We start from the raw sequence: 12,427 nt of genomic DNA on the forward strand, positions 1-12,427 counted from the left end.
GCAGCGGCCGTCTACTGTGCATGGGGTTGTTTTCGCGTTTTCTTTATTCGAGCTCGACGACCTGGCCGTCGGCCAGCGACACGCGCCGGTCCATGCGGCCGGCGAGCTCCATGTTGTGGGTCGCGATCAGCATCGAGACCTTGGTTGCCTTGACCAGCTGCATCAGGGCCTGGAACACGTGGTCGGCGGTGTGCGGATCGAGGTTGCCGGTCGGCTCGTCCGCGAACAGCACCCGCGGTGCGTTGGCGACGGCGCGCGCAATTGCGACGCGCTGCTGCTCGCCGCCCGACAGCTCCGCCGGACGATGGGTGATGCGGTCGCCGAGGCCGAGATAGCCAAGGATCTCCTTGGCGCGCTTGACGCTCTCGGACTTCTTCAGGCCGCGGATCATCTGCGGCATCATCACGTTCTCCAGCGCCGAGAATTCCGGCAGCAGCCGGTGCGACTGGTAGACGAAGCCGATATCGGTGCGGCGCAGCTGGGTGCGCTCAATGTCGGGCAGTTGCGAGGTCGGCGCGCCATTGACATAGACCTCGCCGGAATCGGGCGCCTCGAGTAGGCCCGCGATGTGCAGCAGCGTCGACTTGCCCGAGCCCGACGGCGCGACCAGCGCGACCGACTGGCCCGCCCACAGCGCGAGCTTGGCATTGTCGAGAATCGTCAGCGCCGCCTCGCCCTGCAGGTACTGCCGTCTTATCTCGTGGAGATAGATGACCGGTACATCTTCCGCCCCCTGCTGCTCCATCAGGCCCTCACTCGTACCGCAGCGCTTCGACCGGATCGAGGCGCGCGGCGCGCCACGACGGGTAGAGCGTCGCCAGGAACGACAGCGTCAGCGCCATGACGACGACGGCCGTGGTCTCGCCGACGTCGATCTCGGCGGGCAGCTTCGACAGGAAGTAGAGTTCCGGCGAGAACAGCTCGGTGCTGGTCAGCCAGGACAGGAATTGCCGGATGGATTCGATGTTGAGGCAGATCACCAGCCCGACGAAGAACCCCACCAGCGTGCCGACCACGCCGATGGATGCGCCCGTGATCAGGAAGATCCGCATGATCGAGCCTTGCGAGGCCCCCATCGTGCGCAGGATCGCAATGTCGCTGCCCTTGTCCTTCACCAGCATGATCAGGCCGGAGACGATATTGAGAGCGGCGACCAGCACGATCATGGTCAGGATCAGAAACATCACGTTGCGCTCGACCTGGAGCGCGTTGAAGAAAGTCGAGTTGCGCTGCCGCCAGTCGACCAGGAACACCGGCCGGCCCGCGGCCTCCGTCACCGATTTGCGGAATGAATCGATCTTGTCGGGATTGGTGGTGAACACCTCGATCGAGGTGACGTCGCTGCTGCGGTTGAAATAGGCCTGCGCCTCGGCGAGCGGCATGAAGACGAAGCCGAGGTCGTACTCGGACATGCCGATCTCGAACACTGCGACGATCTTGTACGGTTTTATGCGCGGCGTGGTGCCCATCGGCGTCACCGCGCCCTTCGGCGCCACCAAGGTCACGCTGTCGCCGGCATGCAGCGACAGCTGGTCGGCGAGCCGCCGGCCGATTGCGACGCCCTGGCCGTCGTCAAACCCCTCGAGCGATCCCTGCTTGATGTTCTTGGCGATCGAGGTGAGGTTATTCAGGTCGTCGGAGCGGATGCCGCGCACCAGCACGCCCGAGGCGTTCCAGGGCGAGGACGCCAGCGCCTGGCCGTCGACCACGGGGGCAGCCAGCCGGATACCCTGGACCTGGCTGATGCGCTCGGCAACGTCCTTCCAGTCGGTCAGCGGCGATTCCAGCGGCTGGACCAGGATATGGCCGTTCAGCCCCAGGATCTTGTCGAGCAGCTCTTTGCGGAAGCCGTTCATGACGGCCATCACGATGATCAGCGTGGCGACGCCGAGCATGATGCCAAGGAAGGAGAACCCGGCGATGACCGAGATGAATCCCTCCTTGCGCCGCGCCCGCAAATAGCGCGCCGACAGCATCCACTCGAAGGGCGCGAACGGCGCGGTTTGAACGGTTTCAGTCATGGTCTCATCCATCGCTCGATAATCCCATGATTCGGGGTCAATTGTGGCCGGATTGGCGGCCGCGATATCAGGCGATGAACAATATTCAGCCGACTAGGCGGGCGACCGCGTCCGCTGGCGACATCGTCTCGCGGGAGCCGTCACTGCGCTTCTTGATCTCGACCTTGCCGTCAGCCAGCCCCTTCGGCCCGATCATGATCTGCCAGGGGATGCCGATCAGGTCGGCGGCGGCGAATTTGGCGCCGGCGCGCTGGTCGGTGTCGTCATAGAGCACATCGACGCCCTTGGCCTGGAGCTCGGCATAGAGCTTCTCGCAGGCCGTATCGACCGCCGCATCGCCCTGCTTGAGATTGAGGATCGAGACGCGGAATGGGGCCACCGCCTCCGGCCATTTGATGCCGGCATCGTCATGGCAGGCCTCGATTATGGCACCGAGCAGGCGCGAGACGCCGACGCCGTAGGAACCGCCATGGATCGGCGCGTCCACGCCGTCCGGGCCCGCCACCGTCGCCTTCATCGGTTCGGAATATTTGGTGCCGAAGTAGAAGATCTGGCCGACCTCGATGCCGCGGGTGTTCACGCGCTTGTCCGCAGGCACTTCCTGCTCGAACCGCGCGGCGTCGTGGACGTCCTCCGTCGCGGCATAGACCGAGGTCCACTGCTTGATGATCGGGGTCAGATCGCTCTCATAGTCGACGTCCTCGCCCGGCACCGGCAGGTCCAGCACGTCGCGATTGATGAAAACACCGGATTCGCCGGTTTCGGCGAGCACGATGAACTCGTGGCTGAGGTCGCCGCCGATCGGGCCGGTTTCGGCGCGCATCGGGATCGCCTTCAGCCCCATCCGCGCAAAGGTGCGCAAATAGGCGACGAACATCTTGTTGTAGGAGATACGCGCCGCCGCCTCGTTGAGGTCGAAGGAATAGGCATCCTTCATCAGGAACTCGCGGCCGCGCATCACGCCGAAGCGCGGCCGCTGCTCGTCGCGGAATTTCCATTGGATATGATAGAGATTCAGCGGCAGGTTCTTGTAGGACTTCACGTAAGCGCGAAAAATCTCGGTGACCATTTCCTCGTTGGTCGGCCCGTATAGCAGCTCGCGCTTGTGGCGGTCGGCGATGCGCAGCATCTCCGGGCCGTAGGCGTCGTAGCGGCCGCTCTCGCGCCAGAGGTCGGCGAGCTGGAGCGTCGGCATCAACAGTTCCAGCGCGCCGGAGCGATCCTGCTCCTCCCGCACGATCTGTTCGATCTTCTTCAGCACCCGGAAGCCCAACGGCAGCCAGGCATAGATGCCGGCCGCCTCCTGGCGGATCATGCCGGCGCGCAGCATCAACCGATGCGAGACGATCTCCGCTTCTTTCGGATTTTCCTTCAGGATGGGCAGAAAGAACCGCGACAACCGCATGGCAAGACTCTGGGAATCAGTGGTGGCCCGCAGTGAAACCGGATTGGAAGCGAAAACACAAGACCGGGAATGAGGAAAAGCCGCTAACGCGGCGGAATTCCTGTCATTTTTCCGTCGACTTCAGGTTCGAGTTGAACCCTGCCGACTTAACGCGGCGCGACCTCGAGCTCGTCCTCGAGAGTGACTTTCTCGAAATCGGTCACCAGCGCATCGATCCGCACATGCCAGCGGCCGGCGAAGGGCAGCTCGACTTTGCGCACGTGCCAATAGCCGTCTGGTCCCAGCTCGGCGTCGCGTTCCATCGGCTCGATACCGCGCTCGGGCAGGCTGAGCGTCAGCGTCGCCTCCTTGACCTTCAGCGGCGTCGCCTCGCCGGTCATGAGCTGAAGCACGAAATCGTCCACGCCGGCCTTGCCGGGGGACACCAGCACCTGGAACATCGCCTTGTCGGTATGGATGTGGATCGCCAGCGGCGTCTCCGGGAGGATGGTCCGCGGCGGCGGCGTGAAGCGCCAACCGGCGACGACGGCAAAGATGCCGAGCGCGACGCCGCATTCGAACAGGATCGAGCGCCTGAGCGCGGGCGCGGCCCTTTGGTCCTTCGCCAGCGCCGGCGTCAGCCGAGTGCGATTGAGCGCGGCGAGCCCAAGCAGGGATAAAACCAGAGCCAATTTGACTGACAGAATGAGTCCGTAGCTCGTCTCGACCAGCGCTGACGGCTTTTCGAGCTGGATGATTGCAAGCGTGAGCCCGGTCAACGCCAGCGCGGCGACCACCGGCATGGCGATGCGCGAGAAGCGGTTCAGTAGCGGCAGCACCGCCGGCGTCGGCTTCGACAGCAGCGCTGCTAGCGGCGCCAGCGCGCCGATCCAAAATGCAACCGCAAGGCCATGGAGGAAGATCGCCGGCCGCGTCAGCACCTCCGGCGGCGCCGTTGCGGCGTGCCCGGTCATGGCGAGCGACAGGCCGACGCCAGCGAACGCGACCGCCGCAAGAGCGCGCGCATGCCACGCGCGGCCCAGCGCCATCAGCGCGAGCAGCATCGCCGCAATGGCGACGAGCAAGGCTGGGCCGGCGCTGGTGACGAATGCGACGGTCCAGGGAGCCGCCGTCACGAGTGCTGCCGGCGGCAGGCCAAGGAGATCGAGACCCAACACGCCCAGCGAGACAATTGCGCTTGGGAGACCGACAAGCAGCGCGGCGCGCGGCGCGCCCATCCCCGCCATTGACCGCGAAATCCAGCGGGCAAAGAATACGCCGCCGACACCGACAAACAGCCCGAGATAGAGACCGATCCGCGACAGCCAGATCAGCGCGTTCAGCCGGCCATCCGCATTGGCCGGAGGCTGCGTGGCCGTCGGCACGCCGACCGAAAAGATCACCGATCCCGCGACAGGATGGCCGTCCTGCGAGATCACCCGGTAACTCACGACCGCCGTGCCCTGCGGCAGGTCCGGCGGCATCGCAATCGAAATGCTCTCGCCGGATGTCGTGACGCGCGCATCGTCGCGCGCCCTGCCCGCGCCATCGATCAACTGGATCGCGCCCGGCGTCACCGCTTCGTTGAAGCGCAATTCCACCGCCTTTGGCGCGCTCGTCAGGATGCTACCGCTCGCCGGCTCAACCGAGATCAGCGCCGCATGCGCCGACGCGCCGGTCGAAGTGCCGGCGACGACGAGCAACATCGCGAGCGCAGCGAGACGACGCATTACGGCTTGGGCAGCAGCTTCACGCCGGGCGCCGGCGACTTTTCCTCATGCGAATAGGCTGCCCCCTCCGCCGGGATTTCGATCCAGCGGCTGACACCCTTCTCGCATTCCTGCACCACCGGAAAATACAGCGTGGTGTTGGGCTTCAGGCTGTCGGTGAGGAAGCTGCTGACGACGAACTCGTCGTAATTGTGGTCCGGCAGCTTGCCGCCGGACCAGACCACTTCCTTCACGCCAGAGGTCAGCTTGTTGCCGTGATAGTCGTACGCACTGGCATACTGGCCCTCGACGACATCAACGTTCCAACCAGCCTTCGGCATCGGCTTCACCGCGATGACTCCTTCGGGGATCTGCACGCGGATCTTGACCGTCGGCGAGCCGGAGCAGCCGTGCGGCACGGCGAAGACGGCCTTATAGGACGCACCGACCGTGGCCTGCTTGCCTTCCAGATAGACATGTGCCGCCGCAGGCGATGCGGCCAGCGCAGCCATCAGGATCAGCCAGGGTGTCTTCGACATGCTCGATCTCCCGGGGTTTAGATCACACGCGTCACATTTTCATTCCCGAATGGTCGGGCATTTTCTTCATCATCATGCTTCCGCCGCCGCCGGGCGCCTGCGCGCCGACGCCCTGGACGTCGAGCGCGACGGCGACCTTACCGGCCTTCTCGAATTCGAGCGTCACCGCCACCTTCTCGCCCTCCTTGAAGGGGCCCTTGAGCTCCTGGAGCATCAGATGATAGCCGCCCGGAGCGAGCTTCACGGTCTTGCCCGGCCCGATAACGAGCCCCTTGTCGAGCGGGCGCATCTTCATCACGCCATTGTCCATCGTCATTTCGTGGACCTCGGCCTTGCCCGCGATCTCGGCGGTCACTTTGACGAGCTTGTCGGGCGCCGTGCCCTTGTTCTCGATGGTCAGGAAACCGCCGGCGACTTTCGCGCCGCTCGGGGTCGCCCGGCTCCAGCCCTGGGTGATGACGAGATCGCCCGCCTTGACGTCCTCGGCGCGGACCGGCACCGCGATCACGACCGCCGAGAGCACTGCGAGCGCGAAAATGCGTGAGAGTGTGTTCATGTTGATTGCCTTTCTTGTCGCCATTGAGGGGGTACCACCCGTCAGAACGTGTACTTGCCGGCGAGAACGAAAGTTCGTCCCGGGAATGGATGGAACAGGAAGTATTGCGCGTTGAAGAGATTATCGATGCCGAAGTCGAACGCGAAATTCTTCGTCGCGTTGTAGTGGATCTTCAAGTCCACAACAAAAAAGTTATCGAAGGCGCCGTAGACGTGCGGGATGATATCCGAGTTGTCCAGCGTCGAATACTGCTTGCCGCTGTAGCGCGCCGCAACCGTATAGGCCCAACTGTCGTTCGGCCGATAGGTCACGCCGAACTTGGCGCGCCAGTCAGGCACGAAAGGTACGCGCTTGCCGACGACACTGGTCGGTCCCTTCCAGTTCGGATCGGAGATGATTCTGGAATCGACGTAAGTGACGCTGCCGAAGACTTGCAGGCCGTTCACCACCACATTGTCCTTGTCAGCCGACAATTCGACTCCCTGCATGCGGATTGCAGCGACGTTGCTGACCGCTGTCTGCACCGTTTGCGCCCCCTTTGCGTCCGTTACCGTAGTCGATTGCGAGATCAGCGCATTGTTGGTCCGCTCGCCGAACACAGTGAGCCGCACCCGCCCATCGGCCCAGCGCCGCTCGAGATTGAGCTCGCCGGTGAAGTCCTGCTCTGGTGACAGCAGCGGATTGGCGAGATAGGTGACGCCGCCCACGCTGATGTTCTGGTAGAGCTCGGTCACCGTCGGATAGCGGTAGGCTTCACCGAAATTCGCAGTAACATTCCAGTCCTTGTTGGGATCGAACGACAATGACGCCTTCGGCGAGAAATTCGTCGAGGACAGGCCCGGCTGCCACGTCGGCACTGCCGACGTGACGACACCGGCGCTGGTCGTCGTGGTGTTGAGATTGAAACCCTCGACCGCCTGCCAGCTCTCCAGCCGTCCACCGAGCGTCAGCTTGACGATCGGAGTGATCTTCCAGGCATCCTGTACCCAGAGAGCTTCAGTGCGCGTCTCGCCGACACCGGTCGAATACAGCTGGCCGTTGCCCGCTGAGGGCGCATTGAACCAGACGGTCGAGGCATAAACGGGGTTCTCGAGCCGGTAGCGGTCGCCGTGCGCGCCGAAGCTGATCTCGTGCGGACCATCGATTCCGAACGGACGCCAGATGCCCTTAGCTTCGGCGTTCTGCCAGTTGGTGCCGTCCATCCGCGTCACCTTGCCGTTCAACGAATAGCCAAGGCCCGGCGACGGCACCACAGTAAAGGGATTGATGAGGGTATCCTGGAGATAATTGTAGCTCGACGCGGCAAGGTCGAAATCGAATACGCCCTTGGTATCGCTTTTGAGCGAGACGGCGTTGCTCATATGGAGCTGATCCCAGGTGTACTTGCTGCTCGCAAAGCTGCTGATGCTGCCGAACGTCGGCAAGTCCGTTGCGGTCGATCTGAGATAGGTCTGCGGATCGGAGGTTTGGTGATTGTTCCAGATGCCGAGCGAATACGTCGCCTGCACCAGTGGCGTGATGTCGTAGGCGAGCCGCAGATTGCCGGAAGTCTGCTGCGAATGCGCCAGCGTGCCGGTGCCAACGACGTTGGCAACGCCACCGGTCTTGTTGAGTGCGGCAAAACCACCGGTCGTGCCGGCCGGGAACGAGGCGTTGGTCGTATATGTCAGCGGCTGCTGGTAGCTATCGAGATAGTTCGCGCTGACAAGCGAGGACAGCTTGCCGTCGCGATTGCCTGCGGCGGCGCTGGTCTGGCTGGTTAAATAGGTGTCTTTGGTGCCGTATTGATTCCACGGCATCACCGAGACGGTTTCCTTGGCCACCGCAAACGGCTTTTCCGGCATCTTGGAGGTGATCAGCAGAACACCGCCGATGGAATTGCCGGGATAGGCGGCCGCGAACGGACCGTTGAGGAAATCGACCCGCCCGATCGCCTCGGGAGAGATCAAGTTCCATTTCGGCGAGGCGCCGGAGTTGTTGTTGCCGATCAGCGCCGAGATCAGGAGGTCATCGTAATAGATCAGCGTCCGCGCACTCGAGTTCAGGCCCCAACTTCGCGTCGCGAGCACTGCCTGATTGTCACCGTCATTGCGCTTCCGCACGAACAGGCTCGGCATGTATTTGACGGCGTCTTCGGGGTCCTTGAGGTTGATGGTCTCGTCGACCTGCTTTGCCGTGATGCTGAAGGACCGCTGCGGCAGTTGATAGCGGGCTACCGCCGCCGGCTGATCCAGCGACGCCCGGACGCCGCCCGTGCCCTGGTCAGCCGCGACCGAGGCCGGTCGCTCGACCGCAGGCTTTGCCAAATTTCTCCTGGCGCCAGCGGTTTGCACCGGCGGCTTGCGCGGCTTGGGTTTTACCGCCGCGGGTGCATCGACGGTCACCGCGGGCAGCTCCTTTGGGCTGCTCTGGGCGAAAACGTCACTCGACGAGGCGAGCAGCGCAGCCTGAATGGCAACGACACTCACGCCGCAGCGGGCATGACGAGGTAACATCTCGGGATTCCTGACGCCGGCTTTCTCTTCCGGCCATTCGACAGCATCAATCGCCAACGGATGAACCGCGGCGATCACGAGGGGTCGTCAGGAAAAGTGGGGAGGTCCCCGCGCCTGGGCGCTTGAGCCCTTATGGGCAGCGACAGCGGACGCATCCGCCTCGTGCCAAACCACGCGCTCGGCGTGGCGGAAGGGGACGGAGAGCACCGCGTGCGGCGGCGAATCGAACGATGCGTTAGCCTGCGCCAGACAGCACAGCGCGCAGGCGCCGGCATGCGCGGTCGGCGCGCCGTTCTGGTCGTTCGGAGTACCCTGCTCGCTGACGCTGTGGCAGATAACGCCGGTGCCAAGCGGATCGGCAACGGCCTGGCCGGCCGCCCAACAGGCGGCAATCGGCGCCAGCACCTGCATCACCAAAGCGAGCAGGACAACCGGTAGGAATTTTTGCAGCCGAGCGCGCATCCGCCGAACCATTCATTCGTCTGCTAACTAAACACCACCCCCGCTCCGAGTCGAGGTCACTTCGGCCGCCTTGTTGGGGTGGCGCAGATCTCTCGAAAAATGTGCTCGGACGGCCTCGCTCCGAGGCCACGTCCGGCATTTGAGGCAGCCGCGCCGGCCTGTCCGTCCACAGAATTCTTATGTTTGTCATATACTTATGGGGTCAAATAACCCGATCATTTCGTCAACTGCTCGAATTTTGAACAATCGTTGCCGAAAATGATGACAAGTGAGAAAAGTTGATCTAGCATCCCTCTTGCTCAGGCTAGCCGCGAGGTCAAAGTCTGGTGGTCCAAGTCTCGGGAGGAGCCCCTGGCGCGCAAAATGCAGCGTCGCCCCGCCAATCAAGATCAAATCTTAGAATCGGGGATAATAGGGTCGACACAATTTTTGAGCGGGGCTAGGGCCCCGCTCTTTTTTTGCCTTGAGCGGCCGACACGCCGATGAACGCCTCATCCAATCGAACAGAGCTTTGAGATCGCGGCATCGCGCGGCCCGGATCTCACGCCGCTGGTCTATCAACGTCTGCTCCGCGAGCATCCCGAGACTGGGGCGAAATCCGCGCGATAGCGGATTGGGTGGCGTGAGCTCTTCGATTGTGAGAGACTTTCCAACATCGGTCGCGCAATCAATGACGCGCCGACAAAAATATATGGGAGCGAGCGATGTCCGGGACGAAAGATTTCTCGACGACGAGGCGCGATCTTCTTCAGGCGGCTGCGACCGCCGGCGCCGCAACTGCCATCCTCGGCAGCATGGGCATAAATCCAGCATTGGCAGCCGAAGTCGGACGATCCGAGAAGCCGCTGAAGGCGGCATTCTCCAATGCCGGCCTTCAGGCGACGTGGTGCGCACAGGGCAAGCAGGCCGCGGAATTCTGGGGCAAGCTGTTCAACGTCGAGGTCACCTGGTTCGATGGCCAGCTCGACGCCGTGAAGCAGCGCGCGGCGATCGACAACATGGCCTCGCAGAAATGGGACTTCGTTGCGATCCAGGCCTTCGGCATCGGCACCCTCACCCAGCCGGTGCAGAAGATGATCGACGCCGGCACGCCGGTGATCGACATGGACACGCTGATTGCGCCGCTCGACCAGATCAACGTCCATTCCTTCCTCGCCCCCGACAACGAGTTCATGGGCGCCTCGGTGACGCAGGCGCTGTGCAACGCGATGGGCGGCAAGGGCAAGATCATCATGACCCAAGGCGCGCTCGGACATACAGGCGCACAAGGCCGCGCCAAGGGGTTCAACAACGTCGTCAAGCAATTCCCCGGCATCGAGGTGCTCGACACCCAGCCGGCCGACTGGGACGTCTCCAAGACCGCGCGGCTCTGGGAAACCTATCTGACCAAATACCCGCAGATCGACGCGGCGTTCTTCCACAATGACGACATGGCGCTCGCTGCCGCCAACATCATGAAGGCGCACAACCGCACCAACATCCTGATCGGCGGCGTCGACGCCATGCCGCCGGCGATCCAGGCGGTGAGCGAGGGCCGCATGTTCGCGACCGTCCGCAATCCGTCCTGCCGCATCCATGGCGGCGCGATCATCGCCGGTGTCGCGGCAGTCGCCGGTGGCGAGAAGAGCGGCCAGGGCATCCCCAAGAACGTCGTCACCGACGGTCCGGTCGTGACCAAGGCCAATGCCGCCGGCATGCAGTGGATGCAGGATCACTTCCTGATCTGAAATCCTCCAAGATCTGATCTTGCATGCCTGAGGGTCAACAGCCCATCCTGGAACTCCAGGGCATCACGAAGAGCTTCGGCGGCGTCGAAGCGCTTCGTGGTGTCGACTTCGCGCTTCTTCCCGGCGAGATTCACGGTCTCGTCGGCGAGAACGGCGCTGGAAAAAGCACGCTGATGAAGATCATCGCCGGCGTGCACACCGAATTCTCGGGCCGCGTCCTGATCGACGGCCACGCGACCCACTTCCGCTCGGCGCGCGATGCGCACGCGGCCGGCATCGCCATGGTGCATCAGGAGCTCTCCGTCGCGCCCGATCTCACCGTCGCGGAGAACGTCTTCCTCGGCAACCAGCCGACCAACCGCCTTGGCCTGGTGCAATGGCGGCGCATGGCGCGCGAGGCCGGCGAGCAGCTTGCTCGATTCGGCATCGACGTCGATCCGATGTCGCGGCTTGGCGACCTGCCGATCGGGCTGCAGCAGCTGATCGAGATCGCCCGCGTACTGTTCTCCGGTGCCCGCATCGTCATCCTGGACGAGCCGACCTCCGCCCTCTCTCCACCCGAGGTCGAGCGACTGTTCGCAACGCTCAAGCGGCTGCGGGAAGAAGGCACGGCCATCGTCTTCATCTCGCATTTCATCGAGGACATTCTTCGCGTGTCCGACACAGTGACCGTGTTCCGCAACGGGCGGAAGGTCGCCGAGACCGCGAGCGCCGCGACCTCCAAGGGCGCGCTGATCGAGGCCATGATCGGCCGCGGTGGCGAAGCGCTCGAGCACAGCTATACTGACGATTTGATGCTGCCGCGGCCGAGCGACAGCTCGGTCGTGCTGAAGGTCGACAAGCTGTCGCTGGCGCGCAGCCTTCAGGACGTCTCGTTCGAGGCGCGCGCCGGCGAAGTGCTCGGCATCTACGGCTTCATGGGCTGCGGGCAGCAGGAATTGTCCCGCATCCTGTTCGGCAAGCTGAAGCCGGACGCCGGCACCCTCGCCGTCGACGGCACGCCGAAGCGATTTACCAGCACGGCGGCGGCGCGGCGCGCCGGCGTGGCGCTGGTGCCCGAAAGCCGGCGCGCCATGCTGTTTCACCAGGAGCCGGTCTACAAGAACATCTCGATCAGCATTCTGGACCGCATCTCGTCGCTGCTGCTCAAGCCGGCGCAGGAGCGCGACATCGCGAAGCACCAGATTGATCAGTTGCAGATCAGGCCGCCGGTGGTCGGCCTCGATCTCGGCATGCTCTCGGGCGGCAACCAGCAGAAGGTCGCGCTGGCAAAATGGCTGACCTATCCGCCCAAGCTGCTGGTGCTGTGCGAGCCGACCCGCGGCATGGATGTCGGCGCCAAGAACGACGTCATCAACATCGTCCGCGACCTCCGCGCCAGGGGACTCGCGATCATCGTGCTGTCGACCGAGCCGGAGACGGTGCTGTCGCTGGCCGACCGCATCCTCGTGCTCAAGCGCGGCGCCGTGGTGCGGGAATTCAGGAACGAGCCGGTCAGCAAGGACCGCCTGCTGGAAGCGGCGTGACGGAGAAG

10 protein-coding genes are annotated in these 12,427 nt (G+C 63.6%); 2 read left to right on the plus strand and 8 right to left on the minus strand.

Annotated elements, in window-relative coordinates; genetic code table 11:
- Positions 1 to 43: 43 nt before the first annotated feature.
- The 8 genes from ABIC09_RS16480 to ABIC09_RS16515 form a co-directional block, all read right to left on the minus strand.
- Entirely contained in the window at positions 44 to 745 is a 702-nt protein-coding gene (locus tag ABIC09_RS16480) for an ABC transporter ATP-binding protein (protein ID WP_187435133.1), read from the minus strand.
- Positions 746 to 752: 7 nt separating this feature from the next.
- A complete protein-coding gene (locus ABIC09_RS16485; RefSeq protein ID WP_148753668.1) occupies positions 753 to 2,033 on the minus strand; it encodes a lipoprotein-releasing ABC transporter permease subunit in 1,281 nt (426 codons plus the stop codon).
- Between the two features lie 73 nt (positions 2,034 to 2,106).
- Positions 2,107 to 3,426, minus strand: coding sequence for a proline--tRNA ligase (gene proS, locus ABIC09_RS16490; RefSeq protein ID WP_354083066.1), 1,320 nt, complete (start codon positions 3,424 to 3,426; stop codon positions 2,107 to 2,109).
- A gap of 146 nt (positions 3,427 to 3,572) precedes the next feature.
- Entirely contained in the window at positions 3,573 to 5,135 is a 1,563-nt protein-coding gene (locus ABIC09_RS16495; RefSeq protein WP_354109911.1) for a copper resistance CopC/CopD family protein, read from the minus strand.
- A complete protein-coding gene (locus ABIC09_RS16500) occupies positions 5,135 to 5,653 on the minus strand; it encodes a YcnI family copper-binding membrane protein (RefSeq protein ID WP_354032770.1) in 519 nt (172 codons plus the stop codon). The genes ABIC09_RS16495 and ABIC09_RS16500 overlap by 1 nt, the downstream gene beginning before the upstream one ends.
- A 31-nt stretch (positions 5,654 to 5,684) precedes the next feature.
- Positions 5,685 to 6,209 carry a copper chaperone PCu(A)C gene (locus ABIC09_RS16505; protein ID WP_148753664.1) on the minus strand — a complete coding sequence of 175 codons (525 nt, stop codon included), beginning with the start codon at positions 6,207 to 6,209 and terminating at the stop codon, positions 5,685 to 5,687.
- Between the two features lie 41 nt (positions 6,210 to 6,250).
- Positions 6,251 to 8,704 (minus strand): TonB-dependent receptor, encoded by a 2,454-nt coding sequence (locus tag ABIC09_RS16510; RefSeq protein WP_354083067.1) that lies wholly within the window; start codon positions 8,702 to 8,704, stop codon positions 6,251 to 6,253.
- 87 nt (positions 8,705 to 8,791) lie between these two features.
- The gene (locus tag ABIC09_RS16515; protein ID WP_354109912.1) at positions 8,792 to 9,166 is read right to left on the minus strand and encodes a DUF2946 family protein; all 375 of its coding nucleotides are present in this window, start codon (positions 9,164 to 9,166) and stop codon (positions 8,792 to 8,794) included.
- Between the two features lie 704 nt (positions 9,167 to 9,870).
- Here ABIC09_RS16515 and ABIC09_RS16525 point away from each other — a divergent pair.
- Together ABIC09_RS16525 and ABIC09_RS16530 are read left to right on the plus strand one after the other, a co-directional pair.
- Positions 9,871 to 10,893, plus strand: coding sequence for a sugar ABC transporter substrate-binding protein (locus ABIC09_RS16525; RefSeq protein WP_148753658.1), 1,023 nt, complete (start codon positions 9,871 to 9,873; stop codon positions 10,891 to 10,893).
- A gap of 23 nt (positions 10,894 to 10,916) precedes the next feature.
- Complete coding sequence (locus tag ABIC09_RS16530; protein WP_354109913.1) at positions 10,917 to 12,419, plus strand: sugar ABC transporter ATP-binding protein; 1,503 nt, start codon at positions 10,917 to 10,919, stop codon at positions 12,417 to 12,419.
- Positions 12,420 to 12,427 lie beyond the last annotated feature (8 nt).

This window comes from Bradyrhizobium sp. S3.12.5 (assembly GCF_040548225.1).
Taxonomy (GTDB): Bacteria; Pseudomonadota; Alphaproteobacteria; order Rhizobiales; family Xanthobacteraceae; genus Bradyrhizobium; species Bradyrhizobium cytisi.